General features: G+C 42.3%; 15 protein-coding genes. 12 read left to right on the top strand and 3 right to left on the bottom strand.

Translation table 11 applies throughout. From position 1 onward, the window contains the following. Positions 1-256 precede the first annotated feature (256 nt). On the top strand, positions 257-1066 hold the full coding sequence (locus tag GQS54_RS12100) for a ferredoxin--NADP reductase (protein WP_166424247.1): 810 nt from the start codon (positions 257-259) through the stop codon (positions 1064-1066). A gap of 331 nt (positions 1067-1397) precedes the next feature. Here GQS54_RS12100 and GQS54_RS12095 read toward each other — a convergent pair whose 3' ends face one another. Both GQS54_RS12095 and pckA read right to left on the bottom strand, forming a co-directional pair. Further along, complete coding sequence (locus tag GQS54_RS12095) at positions 1398-1754, bottom strand: DUF1428 domain-containing protein (RefSeq protein ID WP_166424246.1); 357 nt, start codon at positions 1752-1754, stop codon at positions 1398-1400. 219 nt (positions 1755-1973) lie between these two features. Beyond that, positions 1974-3602, bottom strand: coding sequence for a phosphoenolpyruvate carboxykinase (ATP) (gene pckA, locus GQS54_RS12090; protein ID WP_166424245.1), 1629 nt, complete (start codon positions 3600-3602; stop codon positions 1974-1976). Positions 3603-4395: 793 nt separating this feature from the next. Here pckA and GQS54_RS12085 point away from each other — a divergent pair. The 11 genes from GQS54_RS12085 (at position 4396) to GQS54_RS12035 (ending at position 18355) form a co-directional block, all read left to right on the top strand. After that, positions 4396-7326 (top strand): FAD-binding and (Fe-S)-binding domain-containing protein, encoded by a 2931-nt coding sequence (locus tag GQS54_RS12085; RefSeq protein WP_166424244.1) that lies wholly within the window; start codon positions 4396-4398, stop codon positions 7324-7326. Positions 7327-7437: 111 nt separating this feature from the next. Then, the gene (locus GQS54_RS12080; protein WP_166424243.1) at positions 7438-8469 is read left to right on the top strand and encodes a DUF2157 domain-containing protein; all 1032 of its coding nucleotides are present in this window, start codon (positions 7438-7440) and stop codon (positions 8467-8469) included. Positions 8470-8834: 365 nt separating this feature from the next. Then, a complete protein-coding gene (locus tag GQS54_RS12075) occupies positions 8835-9521 on the top strand; it encodes a MotA/TolQ/ExbB proton channel family protein (protein WP_166424242.1) in 687 nt (228 codons plus the stop codon). Between the two features lie 5 nt (positions 9522-9526). Then, entirely contained in the window at positions 9527-9940 is a 414-nt protein-coding gene (locus tag GQS54_RS12070; RefSeq protein ID WP_166424241.1) for a biopolymer transporter ExbD, read from the top strand. Beyond that, positions 9940-10359 (top strand): biopolymer transporter ExbD, encoded by a 420-nt coding sequence (locus GQS54_RS12065; RefSeq protein ID WP_166424240.1) that lies wholly within the window; start codon positions 9940-9942, stop codon positions 10357-10359. The genes GQS54_RS12070 and GQS54_RS12065 overlap by 1 nt, the downstream gene beginning before the upstream one ends. Next, on the top strand, positions 10359-11369 hold the full coding sequence (locus tag GQS54_RS12060; RefSeq protein WP_166424239.1) for an energy transducer TonB: 1011 nt from the start codon (positions 10359-10361) through the stop codon (positions 11367-11369). The genes GQS54_RS12065 and GQS54_RS12060 overlap by 1 nt, the downstream gene beginning before the upstream one ends. A 6-nt stretch (positions 11370-11375) precedes the next feature. Then, the gene (locus tag GQS54_RS12055) at positions 11376-13715 is read left to right on the top strand and encodes a TonB-dependent receptor (protein WP_166424238.1); all 2340 of its coding nucleotides are present in this window, start codon (positions 11376-11378) and stop codon (positions 13713-13715) included. Positions 13716-13815: 100 nt separating this feature from the next. After that, a complete protein-coding gene (locus tag GQS54_RS12050) occupies positions 13816-14925 on the top strand; it encodes an alpha-hydroxy acid oxidase (protein WP_166424237.1) in 1110 nt (369 codons plus the stop codon). A gap of 209 nt (positions 14926-15134) precedes the next feature. Beyond that, positions 15135-15818: a Fe2+-dependent dioxygenase gene (locus tag GQS54_RS12045; RefSeq protein ID WP_166424236.1), complete on the top strand. Its 684-nt coding sequence runs from the start codon at positions 15135-15137 to the stop codon at positions 15816-15818. A 206-nt stretch (positions 15819-16024) separates the two neighbouring features. Then, positions 16025-17245 carry a multidrug effflux MFS transporter gene (locus tag GQS54_RS12040; protein WP_166424235.1) on the top strand — a complete coding sequence of 407 codons (1221 nt, stop codon included), beginning with the start codon at positions 16025-16027 and terminating at the stop codon, positions 17243-17245. Positions 17246-17743: 498 nt separating this feature from the next. Beyond that, positions 17744-18355: a hypothetical protein gene (locus tag GQS54_RS12035; RefSeq protein WP_166424234.1), complete on the top strand. Its 612-nt coding sequence runs from the start codon at positions 17744-17746 to the stop codon at positions 18353-18355. 278 nt (positions 18356-18633) lie between these two features. Here the strand turns inward: GQS54_RS12035 and GQS54_RS12030 are convergent, their stop codons facing one another. Beyond that, positions 18634-18933, bottom strand: a complete 300-nt coding sequence (locus GQS54_RS12030; RefSeq protein ID WP_205967740.1) for a hypothetical protein — start codon at positions 18931-18933, stop codon at positions 18634-18636. Between the last annotated feature and the right edge of the window lie 100 nt (positions 18934-19033).

The following is a 19033-nucleotide window of genomic DNA, read 5'->3' as shown; positions in this document are numbered from 1 at the left end:
CACTCTTTTATATCGATGATTCTCCTATATTTGAGACCTTAACCGCTTAAGTCTCGACATTTACAGTCTGATGGTGGGCTTGGCGGACACAATGCAATATTTTTGGCATACACAATGCAATTTTATGGTGCAATTGTGGGACTCATTCGTTATGAATAAACAATCGTTGTTACACTTAAATGCAAATGGGAACTGTTATCATTAATGCCGGTGTGACATAATCTATAAATGTTAATGAAGGAGGAAATTCAATTCAATGCGCAATGTAATTAAAGAATGTGTGACGTTTGTTCATCATTGGAATGAGACATTATTTAGCTTTAAAACAACACGCCAGAAATCGTTTACGTTTGAAAGTGGCCAGTTTGTAATGATTGGTTTAGAGCTGGCCGGTAAGCCCTTAATGCGAGCCTACAGTATTGCCAGTGCTAATTACGCCGACGAATTAGAATTCTTTAGTATTAAAGTGCCAGATGGTGCGTTGACCTCAGAATTACAGAAGATCAAAGCGGGTGATGAGGTGATGTTAACCACTCGGGCTGCCGGGACACTTGTCCCTGGTTATTTACAACCGGGTAAAAATCTTTATTTACTTAGTACTGGTACAGGATTAGCACCATTTATGAGTGTTATTCAAGATCCCAATATTTACGACCAATTTGACAAAATTATACTTGTTCATGGTGTTCGTTGGGCTTCAGAGCTAGCCTATCAGCAAGAAATCGAAGTGTCACTGCCGAACAATCCTTTTTTCGGGGATATAGTACAAGACAAGTTGCTTTATTACCCAACGGTAACGCGTGAACCATACCAATATAATAGTCTGAAGACCGAAGATGGGATGAGTGTTCACGAAGGGCGTATTACTGATTTACTTTTATCGAATAAACTCAGTAGCGATTTGAATTTACCTGATATTGACCCAGAAAACGATCGCTTCATGTTATGTGGTAACGATGCCATGTTAAAAGATTTAGCCGCCATCTTAGATGCGAAGGGGTTCAGTAAAGCGAATTCACGCTCTCAAGGGCACTATGTTATTGAACAAGCGTTCATTGAAAAGTAAGCGTTCGGTGTTTTTAGCGAAGCAAAAGTGAAAATATAATGGCAATGTGGCAATGCTTAACAAGCTATTCAACTGGTAAGATTAGTTTAGCGGTGCTTTGCCGCTAACGAGCCGTGACTCAAACAAGATACGAACGTACACCAAGCACTGCCTGTAATAATTATTTAAATCACCTCATTATGACTCTTATTGCAACAGGTTTCCGTTATACAAAACCGTGTTTTATCTCCTTGCTATCGCGATGAATGAAGTGACAGGCAATGTGCTTAAATTTACACATCATTTGTTCAGCGTCTGCTGCTAAAATATGGGGGACTAAAATTAGACTTAATTACTCGTTTACTAACACTTCAAACCCACCGTAGATCATGCGCTTCCCATCAAAGGGCATAGGGGCTGTTTTTGAGTCGAATCGCGGGTCGTTCATGCATTTTTGCATGCCGCTGTCTCTCGCCTCTTTAGACGGCCAGGTGATCCACGAAAAGACAACGGTTTCATCATCTTTTGCTTGCACTGCCTGAGGGAAAGAAGTGACTTCACCATTAGGTACGTCTTCTCCCCAACATTCAGTGCACGACAGTGCACCGTATTCTTCTTTGAAAATTTTAATACAGTACTTAGCGTATTCTTTGTATTGTTCTTTATTTGCCGTAGGCACAGCGACGACAAAACCGTCGATATATGACATATGGAACCCCTGTAGTCTATAAGTAAATGATTGCAGGAAAGACATTACGTCTATTGGCATAATATTTCTAGTTGAAACATCATCGAGAACAACAATACTGATAATTCCAGTCTCACCAAGGTTTTAGATTTCACAGGCATGGGGCACAAAAAAATAAACAAAAAAAAAGGCGCAGTAAAATGCGCCTATTCTATTCGGTAGCGGCTAAAGAGTTACCATTTACGCACTTTTGGCGTGCGAAAATAAGCTAGGGCCTGCCGATACAAGCGCTTTACCATTATCAGTATCAGTGAATTTTTCGAAGTTCTCAACAAATAGTTCAGCCAAATCATTGGCTTTTTTGCTCCACTGACTTTCGTTTTGGTATGTTTTACGAGGATCTAGAATGTCTGCATCCAGCTCACCTAGTTGTTGTGGAATTTGTAAGTTAAAAACGGGTAAGGTAATGGTCGCAGCGTCATCTAACGAGCCATCCAGAATAGCGTCAATGATGGCGCGTGTGGCCTTAATGGATATGCGTTTCCCTGTACCATTCCAACCCGTATTAACTAGATAAGCTTGCGCGCCTGACGCTTGCATCCGATTTTTAAGCACTTTTGCATATTGAGTAGGGTGCAAGCTTAAAAATGCTGCGCCAAAACAGCTTGAAAAAGTTGGAGTGGGTTCGGTAATTCCACGCTCAGTACCCGCTAATTTAGCGGTAAAACCAGATAAGAAATAATACTGTGCTTGTTCTGGCGTGAGTTTAGATACAGCGGGCAACACGCCAAATGCGTCAGCAGTCAAGAAAATCACCTTGGTTGCATGTCCAGCGCGAGATACTGGCTTAACAATATTGTCAATGTGATGAATAGGATACGACACGCGGGTATTTTCAGTTTTACTGTTGTCGTCAAAATCTATTTTACCGTTTGCGTCAACTGTAACATTTTCAAGTAATGCATCACGGCGAATAGCATTGTAAATATCCGGTTCATTTTCTTTGCTTAAATTAATGGTCTTGGCATAGCAACCACCTTCAAAATTAAAGACACCGTTGTCGTCCCAACCATGTTCGTCATCACCAATTAACTCGCGATTAGGATCAGTCGACAAGGTGGTTTTACCGGTACCTGATAAGCCAAAAAATACTGCTACATCGCCGTCTTTACCTACGTTTGCGCTGCAATGCATAGACGCAATATCCCTAAGGGGTAACAGGTAGTTCATCATTGAGAACATACCTTTTTTCATTTCCCCGCCGTACCAAGTCCCACCGATTAACTGCACTTTCTCTGTTAAGTTAAACGCCACAAAATTCTCTGAATTTACCCCGTGAGAACGCCAATTTGGGTTATTCGTTTTTGCACCATTCATAACCACAAAGTCAGGTTCGAAATTTACGAGTTCTTCTTCTGTTGGGCGAAGAAACATATTTTTCACAAAGTGAGCCTGCCAAGCCACTTCGGTAATAAAGCGAACCTTTAAGCGTGTATCTTCGTTAGCACCACAGTAGGTATCCACCACAAATAAACGCTTGTCACTGAGTTGAGCGGTAACCAACCCTTTAAGGTCGTTCCAGACATCTTGGGTCATAGGTTTATTGTCGTTTTTACCTTGGTCAGACCACCAAACAGTGTCTCTGGTGACTTCGTCACGTACTATATATTTGTCTTTTGGTGAGCGACCGGTAAATTTTCCGGTATTGACATTGACCGCCCCCAATTCGGTTACCACGCCTTTTTCGTATCCTTCAAGGCTAGGGTGTGTGGTTTCCTCAAATAACACATCGTACGAGGGGTTATGTAGAATTTCAGTGGCATTGATACCAAGTTTGGCTAAATCTGCGGATAATTTTTGTGTATTCATTAACTAACCCTTCGTTTGATGGTGGCGGTGAAACTGTAAGTGCAATTCTCGATGACATATTTATATGAGGTTTTTTTCAAACATGTTAGAACGAAAAAAATAACGGTTACTGATATGGTAAACAGCCAACATTAAGGAATTCGCTCGATACAGCTATTTTAAACATGTAAGTAATTATTATGAAACCCCCTTCGTATTAAAACACTACTAATTTCATAACTTCGAAATAAATTGTTATGAAAGCGCTAAAAATGCATATTCAAGTTGCTTTAGGGTAGGGAAAAACATAACTAAAGTTAATTTTTTACGTATCACCTTGGAAAATAAGAATATTGTTAGGAAACATTAAATGTCTGATTAATAGTACTAATTTACAATTTTTTTACGTTTAATGAGGTTTTGTAAATTAACGCCGGATTAGCTACAGCCCGTAGCGGCACTTTTAAAGGTCAATATGCGGTAACAAAAATAACGACTATTTATGAAATCTATTTTGGAAGTAGTTATGAATGGTTACAAGCCTTAGATCATTCTTGTCGCTCGACCCGAAACCGGACGTTGAATATAATTATAATGACGAGTTAACTAATCTCACCGCAGCGCGAACGATGGTGGGCGTTTATAAATAGTTTTATTAAACGTGCGCTTACAAAAGCTTACGTCTTATGCTTGATGGTAATGCCCCGAAATGCGATTCTTCCAAATTAAATAATGGTCAAAACACTTTACCGAGTTCGCTAAAACCAATGTTTTCAGACTCGCATTTTACCACGCCTAGCTAAAGGACCAAGAAATGACACGGTTGCCTGCCGAATACCTGAGCCAAATTGACGCTATTTTACCGGCCAAATCAATCATTCAAGATATCAGCCGTCTACGAGCTTTAGCCGTTGACGCGAGTTTTTATCAACTTATACCTAAACTTGTACTGAGGCTTAATTCACTAGAGCAGGTACAGAGTGTTCTAGCGCTTAGCCAGCAGCACCAGGTGGGTGTTACGTTTCGAGCAGCGGGCACAAGTTTATCAGGGCAAGCGGTGAGTGATTCTGTATTAATTATCTTAAGTGATGATTGGCGTCATCATGACGTGTTAGATAATGGCCAGCGTATAAAGTTACAACCAGGCATTATTGGTGCTGATGCGAACCGTGTATTGGCACCGTTCGGGCGTAAAATTGGCCCTGATCCCGCATCTATCAACAGCTGCAAAATTGGTGGTATCGCTGCTAATAACGCCTCAGGTATGTGTTGCGGCGTTGCCCATAATAGTTATTACACGGTACAAGATATGACCATAGTATTGGCTGATGGCAGCATGGTTGATACCGCTAATGAAACTAGCGTACAAAACTTTCGAGTTAAGCACCAAGTTATGCTTGACGAGTTGCAGAAATTGGCTTGTGCGAGTCAGCAAAATTCGTCGCTACGGGAGTTGATTACTTATAAATATCGTCTTAAAAATACTTGCGGTTATGCCCTTAATGCCTTAATCGATTATCAAGATCCGTTGGATATTCTGTTACACCTGATGATTGGTTCAGAAGGCACCCTCGGGTTTATTGGCGATATCACCTATAAAACGGTAATAGAGCATAAGTACAAAGCCAGTGGCTTGTATTTATTTGCTAGTGCAGAGCAGGCATGTGCCTTGGTACAAGTGTTAGCGCAGCAGAATGTCGATGCTATTGAACTAATGGACCAACGCGCTCTTAACTCAGTTAAGGGGCAGCCGGGATTACCCGACACTTTTTGTACCGACAACGACAACTACACCGCGTTATTATTAGAAACCAGTGCAAATAGTGATAAAGCCCTTAGCCTAAATATGCAAAGCATTGAACAACGTATAGCTGAGCATCACCCTATGCAATCCATTGCGTTGAGTACTAACACTGTGCTTAATCAGCAGTTGTGGGCAATACGTAAGGGCACCTTTCCGGCTGTTGGGGCAGTGCGTGAAACGGGTACTACTGTCATCATAGAAGATGTATGTTTTCCTATCGACAATATGGCGGAAGGAATAGGGCGCTTACACCAACTATTCGATAAGTTTGGATACGCAGAAGCCATTATTTTTGGCCATGCTTTAGCGGGCAACCTACATTTTGTATTTACCCAGTCATTTGAACTTCAGAGCGAAATCGAACGCTACGATAGTTTTATGCAAGCTGTTGCGCATCTTGTTGCTGTGGAATTTAAAGGGTCCCTTAAAGCCGAACATGGAACAGGACGGAATATGGCACCCTTTGTTGCGCTAGAGTGGGGTGAGGAAGCATATAATGTCATGCGTAAGATCAAACAAATTGTCGACCCAGCAGGTATTTTAAACCCAGGTGTGATTTTAAATGACGATCAGCAAAGTCATATTAAAAATCTTAAACTTCTACCAAAAGCAAATGACATTGTGGATAAATGCATCGAATGTGGTTTTTGTGAAGCGGTTTGTCCATCCCAAGCATTAAGTTATACACCGAGGCAACGCATCGCTATATGGCGACGCATTCAACATTTGCGGGCATTGGCAACCACAACATCTGGAGAACATACTCAACGTGTTCCCAGCGTAAGTAATCAGCCCAATAAACAGGCTGCAATCTATACCCAAGAGCAAGCCGAAGAACAAGCCAAAGAGCTACGGCAATTAGAGCATGACTTCGAGTATATGGGGATTGATACCTGCGCGGCTACGGGGCTATGTGCACAGCGCTGTCCTGTTGGCATCAATACGGGTGACTTAATACGGCAATTACGCAGCGAAAAACAAACAAAATTCGGCAAAACGATCGCTAAGTTCAGCGCAAATCACTTTTCGTTGGTGAGTAAAGTCGCGGCCCTAGGATTTGCAGCGTCTAGTACGGCTACTAAAATACTCGGAGACGATTTAACGAATAAAGTTGGTGAAAGTGTGCATCGATTTTCGGGGAAAAGACTCCCTTTATGGCAGAGTCAGTGGCCAAGTAAAGCAAAGCCGATTAGGTTTGATGCTAGTCTTCACAGCAAACAAGTTGTTTATTTTGCTAGTTGTGCCAGTCGTACTATGGGCTCGGCAGCTTCTGACAGTGAATCGCTTTCCACCTATGATGCGGCTCGGTCTGTGTTCGCTAAAGCGGGGTACCACGTGATCGTACCTGATACGATGAGCGAACTATGTTGTGGGATGCCTTTTAGTAGTAAAGGTTTCCCTGATTTAGCACAGCAAAAAGGGGAACAGTTAGCACGTAGTTTACTGAGTATTAGCCGCCAAGGGCAAATTCCAATCGTGTTTGATACTAGCCCTTGCAAGCAGCAAATGCAGGCGCTAAACAACGAGCATGGATTAACCATCTTTGAAACCAGCGAATTTATGGTTAAACACGTACTCGCTGATTTACAGATTACGCCGCAAACGCAGCCCATAGCGTTACATATAACCTGCAGCAGCCGTAAAATGGGCATTGGTCCCTATTTACAAACGTTGGCTAACGCTTGTAGTGAAAAGGTTATACAGCCCAACGGCATTGAATGTTGTGGTTTTGCCGGCGATAAGGGAATGTTTGTGCCTGAGTTAAATGCCAGTGCGCTACGCCATTTGAAGGATCAGATCCCGGCAGATTGTACTGAAGGGTTCAGTAATAGTCGTACTTGCGAAATCGGGTTAAGCCAGCACAGCGGCATTCCTTACCATTCACTAATGCTATTGCTTGATAAGGTTAGTAGAGGGAAAACCGCACCAGTAAACGTTTAAAGACGTTAAGATACATTTAAGCATAATGCTGATTGGCCACTGGGGGTCAAGTCAACGTTAGCGAATTCGGTTTTAATTTAAAATATACCGTCATTTAGAGGAGCAAATGGAATGCGGATTAGCGATCATCAACTAAATATGGCGGTAGACGAGGGGATTTTGACCTCAGAGCAGGCCCATCGGTTAAATGCTTATATATTGGCGTTACCTGAGGGCGAAGCAAAGTTTGATTTTACTCACTTAATGTATTACTTCGGTGGTCTAATTGCCATCGGCGCAATGACGGTTTTTATGAACTTAGGATGGGAGTCATTCGGTGGTATAGGCGTCGTCGGACTTTGCGCTATTTATGCCATAGCGGGGATTTTATTAACTAATCGATTTACGCGACAGGGATTATCGGTTGTCGCAGGGATCTGCGCCACATTTGTGGTTACATTGACACCACTGGCAATTTTCGGATTGCAACACGCGTTAGGCGTATGGCCAGGCAACGACAGTTATCAGGATTATCATCGTTATATCCAGTGGCATTGGTTATATATGGAACTTGGTACGGTGGTGGTAGGCGTAATATTGGCCAAAATTTATAAATATCCTTTTTTGGTAATGCCGATAGCCGTAACGTTATGGTATTTGTCGATGGACCTAGCCGTCATGCTGACAGGTGAGCGCCCTGAATATGAAGTGCGAGCACTGGTATCTATGTATGTGGGGCTACTTATGTTGGGCTTAGCATTTTGGGTTGATATACGGTCTAGACATTCAGGTGACTATGCATTTTGGTTGTATTTACTCGGTGCGATAGCGTTTTGGGGGGGCTTGACTATGCAGGAGTCCACCAGTGAATTATCTAAGTTTCTATATTGCTGTGTAAACCTACTTATGATGGGTATAGGCATAGTATTGGTACGTCGTGTGTTAGTCATATTTGGTGCATTTGGGGTCTGCGGTTACATAGGGTACTTGGCTTACGATGTGTTCAGCGATAGTTGGCTATTCCCGATTATATTAACCCTATTAGGTTTTGCTATCGTTTATCTTGGCATCATCTGGCAAAAAAATGAGCAAGCGGTGACTCAAAAATTACGTCATTATTTGCCTTTGCCGCTGCAGGAATTATTAGTCAATAAAACAATGTGAAAATGTATGCTTGTTAGCCCTTTAAATGGCTTTTGTCACGTCAGTGGATACCCACTGGTGTAAATAATAACTACTCGGTAGCCTTTTTAAACGTCCTGCATGGTCAATTTAACTCCCTTAATTTGGTATTGCTAGTGAGTATCATTACTTTCGTTTACCCTGCCATTAATGCGTTTTGCAATGTTTACTGCTGCTTTATTATATTTAACTCACTATATATCACCTTTTAATATACCTAACGAACAATGAAAATATTATAAAAACGACAATAAATGAGCATTGTAGTTCAATAAAAGGTTGCCTTAAATCGCAATAATCTATAAAGTGATAATCGTTCTCATTTAGATTGTTATTAGGATGTTGCAGTGATTGAATTACTCGTCAATGGTGGAGTGGTGGTGTGGCTATTAATTAGCCTTTCAGTGATCGCCTTAAGTGTAGCCGTGCTCAAAGGATGGCAGTTTCATAGTACTCGCGCTAAACCTGCTGATGCTATTGAACAAGCCTTTGGATTTTTACAACAAGGCAAACATGCCCAAGCATTGTTACTGGTAAACGGGCAACGCAATTATCGCGCGGCACTGATCAGCAGTACTGTTCAATTAATCGATAAATCATCTCTATCAATAGATGACATCAAAGACGAAGTCTATCGCCAAGCACAATTAGCCATTGGCCAACTTAATAGTTATCTACGTATTTTAGAAGTTATCGCCACTTTAGCCCCACTAATGGGCTTGTTTGGTACGGTGATAGGCATGATAGAGGCATTTAAAGCTATGGAGTCTGCGGGCGCTCAGGTAAATCCGGCGGTGTTGTCTGGGGGGATCTGGCAAGCGCTACTTACCACTGCCGTGGGCTTAGCCGTGGCCATACCGGTATCCATGCTTAACAGTTACTTCGAGCGTAAAGCGGAAGTAGAGGCTCAAGCGATTCAAAACGATCTACAACGCGTATTTACTCTATATGCAAGTATTAGTGCGCAACCAGCTGGCAAAAAAACGGGACTAAACAGCTCCCATCACACTTCTTCTAAACAGAGTGCTGAGTAAGCATTATGTCAAGTTTGGTTATGCCAAAAAGACGTAAACAAAGCATTAGCCTAACGGCATTGATTGATGTGGTGTTTATCTTGTTAATGTTCTTTATGTTGACTTCGTCTTTTACAAAATTTAGTGCCGTTGAAATGCAATCAAGCTTAGCTGCTAGCACTATCTCAGATACTAAGCCGCAGTTTTTGCACTTAAGTGAAAATGGTTATTTATCTGCTGTGGGTAAATCAAATGCTAGCGCTAACCTGAGTGACGATACCCTAGGTAATTTATTTGATCGTTCACTTCCGACCGTTTTACAACCTGCACCAGATACGCAAGTTCAAGCGATTGTCGACGCGCTTTCTCGTATGAAAATTTTGGGGTTTACACAAGTGACGTTAGGTAAATCGTCGGCCAGTAGAGGAAGCGTAGAATAATGAATGTATTCAATCAACTATCTCGCCCACGACGTAAAGCAAACTCTGACGATAACCTTATTCCACTTATCAACATTGTGTTTTTGTTGCTTATATTTTTCATGATTGCGGGCAAAATTGAGCAAATTCATGATGCGGGTTTAACCTTGCCGAAGAATAGCCATGCAAAGTCTGCTATTACTCAGCCGATTACCCTGCAGCTATCCAAAGATAGCGAAATTCATTTAAATAATGAACTTGTCAGCTTTGACTCTCTGCCCAATGCTTTAACCAATCTATTGTTAGAACATCCAGCGAATGTAGCGGTACGAGCCGATAAACACGTGACTTATAAAGAATTAGATAAAGTGCTCGAGGCACTTAGAACCGCAGGTTTTAGCACCATCAACTTATTCACCTTAACGACAGAGCCAAGTTGATGAGTGTTGCCATTCAAAATAATACAGCCCAAATAGTTGGCGCCAATGAAGCTAAGTCAGTGGGTACTTTAATCTCTCCGGTACTTAGTCCTATTGGACATAAACGTCAGTGGGTGGTGGCTATCGCGATTGCATTCGTGATGCACGCAGCGGTATTCGCGGCATTGTCGATTGAACCTGAGGTGATGCAGGGAAGTGCGCTTGGAGAAGGCCAAGACGGTATTGAGGTGGGGTTAGGTATGCTCGGGGCGTACCAAGATCAAGAATTAGTTGAGTCGCAACAACAAGATGAGCCAGTTAATCCTATTATCGAACCTAAGCCGAAGCCGGTAATTAAGCCTAAAGCCCAAGCTAAGCCCAAACCTGTCATCGAAAAGGTACCTGAAGCAAAACCACTAGTTCAGCCAAAACCTGAAGCCGCACCAGCAACTGAAACGGTGGAAGTACCTGTTGTTGAGCAAGTCTCAGCCGAAAACGCGATTCAAAAGGTAATTATGCCAACGCCAGAATCAAGCGTGGCTAAACCTGTCACTTCAACTGAAACAGCAGTTGAAGCCCTTGAGCACGAAAATACGCCGGATACGACGACTCAATCAAACGACACAACAATTAATGACAATACATCGGTACCTGCAGCGCAAAAAGCCACAACCCGAGGAACAGGAAGTGCAAGCTCACGTCGTTCTGGTGGCCGTGCAGGTAATGCGCAAAGTTTCTTTGCTGAATTACAAGCTCATCTTAGAGAGTATAAGACTTATCCGAAAGAGCTTAAAAAGCAAAAAATTGAAGGCGTTGTACATCTTCAATTCACTATTGATCGTGATGGTTACGTTTTAGCTTCAAGCATTAAACAGAGCTCAGGCTCAGCCGAACTTGATCAAGCCGCTTTGGACATGCTGCAAAAAGCTAATCCATTGCCACTGGTACCCAATTCAATTAAACGTGAGCGCATCACGTTAGTTATTCCCATTGAATATTCACTTATCACCAACTCAGCATTTAAGGAATAGTTACCCATGAGTAGAAAAACAACCTGTCATTCGGCGCCATTGAGCTTGCGCTCGCCTAACGTTAAAACTAACAAGACTCTATTAGCGTTAAGCATTCCAGGTATGTTGCTAAGCCCGATGGCGATGGCACAAGAAGATGAGCCAATTGTATTGGATACCATGCAAATTGAAGAGCGTACGGTTGATACTAACCCCTATGCCCAAGCTGGTGCGCCATATAAAGCGCAAGTTTCTGGCGACTCACGTCACGTGAAAGAACTAGCAGATACGCCGCAAACTATCAGCGTATTAACGCAAACCCAGATTAAAGAGTCAGGTAAAACCGATTTAAAAGAAATTCTTGCTGCCCAGCCAGGTATTACCCTAGGCACAGGTGAAAACGGTAACGCTTTTGGCGATCGTTATATTATTCGCGGCCACGAAGCGCGCAGTGATGTGTTTGTTGATGGTTTACGTGACCCAGGCATGACAACCCGTGAAAGCTTTGCCACAGAGCAAGTTGAAATTACCAAAGGTCCAAGCTCTACATTTGCTGGCCGCGGCTCAACAGGTGGCGCGGTTAACAGTATCACTAAACAAGCGAGCGCTGAATACGACTTTAATAAGTTAGAAGGTGGTTTAGGCACTGACGACTATCGTCGTATTGCCCTTGATAGCAATAAACGCATCAATGACGAACTTGCTGTGCGTGCAAATATATTGCATTCATACAAGGAAACGCCTGACCGTGGCCCTGCTGATCAAGAGCGTAACGGTTTAGCATTGTCTGCGATTTATCAGGCTACTGATAAGCTTAAATTGACTGCTGATTATTACTACTTAAAAGCTGAAGACACCCCTGATCTTGGTACCTATATTGTGCCAAATGGTGGTAAGCCAGTACATGACTTGCCAGTGTATACCCAAGACGGACAAGACTTTTTAGAGTCAGAAATTAACACCTTCACCTTGCGTGCACAATACGAAATAGACAGCAACACTCGTGTTGAAAACATGATGCGTTACGGTACAACTGACAATGGCTATGTTACGACCGGTGCACGCGGCACTAACCGTGACGCAACTGACCTAGATGCACCCGGAGCGGCGACTGTTAGCCTAAGTACCCACCAAGGCTGGCAAGAAGTTGATTACTTCGCAGATCAATTGAATGTGTATTTAACCCGCGACTTAGGCGGCTTAAAGCATAATTTTGTAGTGAGCGCTGAGTACAGTGCTCTTGATGTTGACAACGGTGTTTATAATGTAGAAAACACTGGCGATACCAACTGTATAACATCAGGTCGCGGTGGCGCTTCACCAGGTTATTGTATCGTAGACGCAAGCGGAAACTATATCGATGACATCAACAGTGTGATGGGCCGCAGTATTACCAAAGGCGCCCAGGACTCTGATTACTCAATTGATACTGTGTCTGTGTCATTGATGGACACCATTGATATTAACGATTTTTGGTCTGTCTTTGCCGGTGTACGTGCTGACAGCTTTGATTATGATAACGTCGTGACCAGCCGCGGTGAAGCCACTTCCTATGATTACTCAGACACGCTATGGAATGGCCATGTGGGAGTAGTATATAACATCAACGAAGACGCCAATGTTTATCTAACTTACAGTACTTCTAGCAACATTAATGGCGGTGAGTCTGATTTAGGCGGTAACTGTGGTTACGGCGGTATTTGTGGTGATCCTCAGCAAGTGACTGACAGCAAACCAGAAGATACTGAAAACTTCGAACTAGGCACTAAATGGAACGTATTCAACGATAAACTGCTTATTACGGCAGCTATCTTCCAAATCACCAAAGATGATGTAATGGAAAGTATTGGTGATGACGACTACGCCAACATAGGTACCCTCAATACCGGCAAAAATCGCGTAAAAGGGGCTGAGTTTTCAGTGGTGGGTAACATTACAGAAAAGCTAAGCACACAATTCGGTGTCTCCTTTATGGATGCAGAAGTTCTTGAATCTTTTGATACTGATAGTGTAGGCAGAACGTTAAGTAACTTCGCAGATAACAGCGCCTTCTGGCAGTTGCGTTATCAAGCAAACGATGCGATTTCATTTGGCGGCACGATGACCTATTCAAGTGAATTATATGCGGGCCAACCTGATGCAGGCGCAGGCTTTAACACAGATATTAACGATTACTCATATAAAGTACCGAGTTACACATCATTTGATGTGTTCGCAACGTACGCCTTTAACGAGCAGTTAAACTTACGTTTAAATGTAGCTAACGTTACCGATAAAGAGTACTACCTAGCAGCATATCGCAGCGGTGCATTTACTTACATTGGTGCAGCCCGTAATGCAAAACTTACCCTAACCTACGAGTTCTAACGTTAGCTAAAAACGTTTCATTACACTTTATGTAAGTTAATCAAGGGAGTAGGTTGTTTTTCAACGTGCTCCCTTTTTCTTTTTAGGTTAATCTTTGACCATGAACGAAAATCATTACGTGTTACCCAAACTCAGCCAAATTCCCGCAGACGTGATTGCTATATGCGATTATGAGCGCCTGGCTAAAGATTATATGCCTCACGGCATCTATGAATATATAGCTGGCGGGGCAGGGGACGACATAACCTTAAATCGGAATCGAAGTGCCTTTGACGCTATCGGTATGAATAAGCGCGTATTGCGCAAATTTACCAAGGGCACTACCGCTATTACGTTAGGTGCAGACACCTTCGCTTGGCCTATGCTAGTGGCGCCTCTAGCGTATCAGAGTTTGTTGCACCCAGAAGGTGAGCTGGCCACTGTTGAAGCCGTTAATGCGGTTAATATGGGTATGCTTACCAGTACTCTTTCCACTGTGCCACTTGAATATATCGCGGCAAAGCAGCAAACGGCCAAATGGTTTCAGCTATATATGCAGCCTGATCAAGAACATACCTTAGACCTTATCAGGCGGGCTGAAAATGCAGGGTATACAGCCATAGTTGTGACAGTTGATGCGCCTGTTAGTGGTTTACGCAACCGTCAGCAGCGGGCAGGTTTTAGCTTACCAGCAAGTGTGGTGGCCGCCAATTTGGTTAATTACCCCACTTCGAAAACGCAATCGTTATCTCCCGGGCAAAGCGTGTTGTTAAATGGTTTGATGGCCGACGCACCTGATTGGGATGACATACAATGGCTGCGTCAACACACTAAATTACCTGTTTGGATAAAGGGTATTAGTCATCCGCAAGATGCGATTTTAGCCGCACAAAGTGGTTGTGCAGGTATTGTGGTGTCAAACCACGGTGGGCGAACCTTAGATGGGCTTGCTCCGAGCATTGATTTATTGCCGCCCATACGAAATGCCGTAGGCGATAAGTTATCTATTTTACTTGATAGCGGCATTCGCCGGGGAACCGATATTTTTAAAGCTATTGCGTTGGGTGCAAATGGCGTACTTATTGGTCGCCCAGTGTTAAATGGCTTAGCGGTTGCCGGGGCGTTAGGTGTGGCGCATAGCTTAACCTTGCTGCAACAAGAGCTAGAACTTGCGATGGCCCTAACAGGGTGTGAAACCATTAACGATATTACTCTTGATTGCATTTATTAGCCTTGTCGCTATATGCAAATGAAAAAATGCTTTAAAAATGCACGCTGAAATAGTAGTTTTAACCCTGTGCTAGGGCGTAACAGATCATCGTTCTAGTTATAAGTAATTTACTAGATAAATTAATTGCTTACGAGCAAAACGAACATAACCCTTAAGTCTTCATCGCGATACTTATTATTGATCAAAACAGCCTGTATAAAGAGAGCCTAATGTTAACCGTAATTGAAGATCTATTATCCAAACAAGAAGTAAGTCAATTTACCCAATCGTTAGATAAAGGTCAGTGGCTAGACGGTAAACACACAGCAGGCAGCCAAGCCTCAAAAGTGAAATACAATCAGCAATTAGATGACAGCAGCGCGTTGGCGATGGAATTACGGAATAATATTATTCGTAAGTTGTCAGGTAATGCGCTTTTTATGTCATCAGCGCTGCCGAATAAAATTTATCCGCCCAAATTTAATCGTTATCAAGGGGGCGAACACTACGGTTTGCATGTAGACAGTTCAGTGATGCCTATCCCTAGTAGCCATCAAATGTTGCGTACCGACCTCTCTGCGACCTTGTTCTTATCTGAGCCTCGCTCTTATGACGGAGGCGAATTAAGCATTGAAACTCAATTCGGTTTGCAACAAATTAAGCTTAGTGCTGGTAGTGTCATTCTGTATCCGGCCAATAGTCTGCATCAAGTTAATCCCGTGACTAAAGGTGTTAGAACTGCTTCATTTTTTTGGATAGAAAGCTTGGTCAGAAGTAATGATCAGCGCAGTATGCTGTTTGATTTAGACCAATCTATACAAAACCTAACGGTAGAACTTGGCAGTAACGACCCGGAAGTAAAGCGTCTGACTGGGGTATACCATAATCTTATGCGCAGTTGGGCCAGTTGTTAGACTAATCTGTCTCGCTCTGTTGGCCGCCGTATCGATGGTAAACCGCTAAACAGTGCTTATTCTTATTGCCTTTAAAGCGAAACGCTTGGTCCAAGGCAAAGCGGACAGATTTTATCTATGTCGGTTCTTACTGCTGTTAATAGTGCGATTGAAGAATATTCCGCGCCAAGTTATTAAGTGAAAGCGTATCATTTTGGAATTATAGTGTGAAAACAGAACAACCTTTTTTAGGTAAAACAGGCACATTGCTGTTTTTAGTGGTGATAAGTGCCTTTCCTCCTTTAACGACTGATTTATATCTCCCCGCATTACCGAGCATGGTCGATAAACTGAATACCAGTCACGCCTTAGTTAATCTAACGTTGAGTATTTACTTTATCGTGTATGCGATTGGTTTACTTTTTTGGGGGCCGTTAAGCGAAAAATTTGGTCGAAAACCTATTATGCTGGTCGGGTTGAGCATATATATCGTGGGCAGCGTGTTATGTGGATTATCAAATCAGGTGGAAATGCTTATCGGCGCTCGACTGATTCAAGCGTTTGGCGGTAGTGCCGCAACAGTTGTTGCAACTGCCATCGTAAAAGATCTGTATGACGGCCGTGAGCGAGAAAATATCATCGCCACTATCATGTCTTTGGTGATCATTGCACCTATGGTCGCACCTGTTCTTGGCGCACTGTTATTACAGTATGGCTCGTGGCACCTAATGTTCTTTTTATTAGCGATATTTGGCGCTATGTCGATGATATTTGCATTTTTCTATAGGGAAACACTTGAAAACCGTTATCTCGGTTCGGTGTTACGCTCATGGGGGCGTTTGGGAACCGTGTTAAAAAATCCACATTTTGTGAAATTGCTGGCTATTTTTTCAATCACGCCCATGGCGTTTATGGCTTTTTTAGCGGCGGGGTCTTATATTTACATCGATCAATTTGGATTGTCGGAGAAAATGTTCAGTTATGCATTTGGTATCAATGCGTTTTGTGCCTCATTTGCACCACGCATATATATGTTTTTGTCTAAACGCATTTCAGTAACAAAAATCATTACCTCAAGCTTTGCAGTGCTGATTATCTGTGGACTACTAACCATTACTATAGGAAGCACATCGCCCTGGGTATTCGGCTGTATTGTCGCCCCCGTAACAATAATGGTAATTATGAGCCGGGTACCAGGTACAAATTTAATGTTGGATCAACAAAAAACGGATACGGGCTCAGCAGTAGCGATTATACAATGTTGCTCGATGCTCGCTGGCTCCTTAGGTATGTTTTTAGTGACGCTGAATCCGCAGAATCTAATTTTAAGTTTAGGCATAATTCAACTATGCATGGGCGCTATTGCTATTACGTTCTGGCTCTTAGTGAAAAAACAATCATATATTGTTGATAATATTTATAAAATCCCAAGTAAGGTAACGTCTTAGAATTTTTATTTTTAGTTTTAAAATAGCGTGTTTGCTGCAAACCCATCTGTTAGTCATCCGTGAGATTGGTTTGCCTAGAGCGTTGAATAACAACTTTAGAACGGCCGATTGAGTGTAATATTAAAGCGATTATTACAAAGTGTTTTTCGGCTAATAAATAACCCTAATTTCGCTATAAAGTGCTGCCTAATAACCCCTCTATACCCCACAAAACTCGTCTTGGAAAAGATTTGCAGTCGTTTTTGTGGTAACATATCTCAACAAACGAAAGCTTAAAGGGTCAATAAGGCATTCAGTGTATAGCGGCTTGTCACCACTTATGAAGGCCTGTTAAAGAGAGCGTTATCGCTTACAAAGGAATTAATCTTTTATTCCCCCAAAAAAAGAGTGTAAACCAACCCTTATTTCCAGTGGTCGGTTTCCTTTATTGAGGAGCTTAAGGTTCGTGAGCGTCGCTGGTAAAGCAAACTAAAATAAAAATGAATAGGAGGTATGTAAATGGAACCTAACTATGAGGTGGCCAATAACAAACAACAGGAAGTTAACGTATTGCTACGTACTTCACTGATAAAAATGGGTATAGAGCCTGATTCAACTGATGATTTTATCAATACAACACTCACTCCCTCTATTTTGGTCAGACCGCCTAAAAAACCCATTGCAGTTGAAGGCTCTGAGGACATATCCAAAACAATAAAAACTGAAAAGCCGGGTAATATCAAACTTAGTATTAATACGTTGATTGACCAGATTGTTAAAACACACCCGCCAGGCATGCAAAATAAACGCGAACCTTGGCTAGGTATTTTTGCCTTTATTGAGTTGCTACGCCAAATCAGTGACGTGCAAGATGTAACCTTAAGTGAAAATGATGCAATGGTTATTTGGTGTATGTGGTTTGTTCGGGGACGGCGCACCAACACCACAAGTGGTAAAGATTTACTGACTAAAATCAATACTCACTTGGTTCGTTACGAGCGCAGCGCGCTGACCGAAGCCGAATTAGAAACCAGCCTTAAAAACCTTGAAGAGATTTCCGCTATCAGGCAATCTAAGAATACAGCTGATTGCTGGTATTTGGTTGGTTGGGTAAAAAGAACGTATCAATAGCAATGCTTTTCATTAACGCACCTTTGGGCTAAAAATGGCTCCAAGGTGACGTTCATTTGGACAGTGTTCTTTCAACTAAACGAGTCTTAACAGATTCAATACAGAGCATAGCGTTTTTCAGTGCACTCATTTTGGTTAAGTAAAAGGGTAGGAAAAAGTGATATGTCCGCCTTTTAACACTTTGAACCGTTGTTAGCACTTGGGTGATTTACCAGTGCACTCAAGTAACGTTATCAGTAAAAAATGGCGTAAATCTTCTTAGATTTACGCCATTTTTTTTACCACCAAGTGCTGTAAAGTATGACTAATAAAATCACGATGATAATGGCGGATATGTTAAAGCTACGATGTGTAGCAAAAGTAATTTCATCAAGATTAACTGAGCTATTTGTCTCGTCCTTGATACCTCGATAAGACATCAGCGTCGCCAGTGCAATACACAGTAAAAATACTAATCCGATACGATCCATAAACGGTAAAGCTGGCCAAAATAGCTTAAACATCACTGAAAATACTGCCGAACCTATTGCCGCCGCCAATGCACCGGTCGACGTGGTGCGCTTGGAAAACATGCCCATTAAAAATACCGCTGTTATGCCAGGTGTAGTGGTCAAGTCTTATTGGCCACAGTTTTATAGTAAAGCCAGTATCTATTCTCTGACTCGTTTGGGGTTAAAC

It is taken from the genome of Paraglaciecola sp. 20A4, from assembly GCF_011378905.1.
Lineage (GTDB): Bacteria > Pseudomonadota > Gammaproteobacteria > Enterobacterales > Alteromonadaceae > Paraglaciecola.
This window is presented reverse-complemented; position numbering and strand designations above follow the sequence as displayed.

Bases quoted from the DNA above. Each gene is read 5' to 3' on its own strand.
- GQS54_RS12030 (WP_205967740.1), bottom strand. From the start codon at position 18,933: ATGGGCATGTTTTCCAAGCGCACCACGTCGACCGGTGCATTGGCGGCG.
- GQS54_RS12070 (WP_166424241.1), top strand. From the start codon at position 9,527: ATGTCAAGTTTGGTTATGCCAAAAAGACGTAAACAAAGCATTAGCCTA.
- GQS54_RS12080 (WP_166424243.1), top strand. From the start codon at position 7,438: ATGCGGATTAGCGATCATCAACTAAATATGGCGGTAGACGAGGGGATT.
- GQS54_RS12050 (WP_166424237.1), top strand. From the start codon at position 13,816: ATGAACGAAAATCATTACGTGTTACCCAAACTCAGCCAAATTCCCGCA.
- GQS54_RS12055 (WP_166424238.1), top strand. From the start codon at position 11,376: ATGAGTAGAAAAACAACCTGTCATTCGGCGCCATTGAGCTTGCGCTCG.
- GQS54_RS12095 (WP_166424246.1), bottom strand. From the start codon at position 1,754: ATGTCATATATCGACGGTTTTGTCGTCGCTGTGCCTACGGCAAATAAA.
- GQS54_RS12085 (WP_166424244.1), top strand. From the start codon at position 4,396: ATGACACGGTTGCCTGCCGAATACCTGAGCCAAATTGACGCTATTTTA.
- GQS54_RS12060 (WP_166424239.1), top strand. From the start codon at position 10,359: ATGAGTGTTGCCATTCAAAATAATACAGCCCAAATAGTTGGCGCCAAT.
- GQS54_RS12065 (WP_166424240.1), top strand. From the start codon at position 9,940: ATGAATGTATTCAATCAACTATCTCGCCCACGACGTAAAGCAAACTCT.
- GQS54_RS12045 (WP_166424236.1), top strand. From the start codon at position 15,135: ATGTTAACCGTAATTGAAGATCTATTATCCAAACAAGAAGTAAGTCAA.
- GQS54_RS12100 (WP_166424247.1), top strand. From the start codon at position 257: ATGCGCAATGTAATTAAAGAATGTGTGACGTTTGTTCATCATTGGAAT.
- GQS54_RS12035 (WP_166424234.1), top strand. From the start codon at position 17,744: ATGGAACCTAACTATGAGGTGGCCAATAACAAACAACAGGAAGTTAAC.
- pckA (WP_166424245.1), bottom strand. From the start codon at position 3,602: ATGAATACACAAAAATTATCCGCAGATTTAGCCAAACTTGGTATCAAT.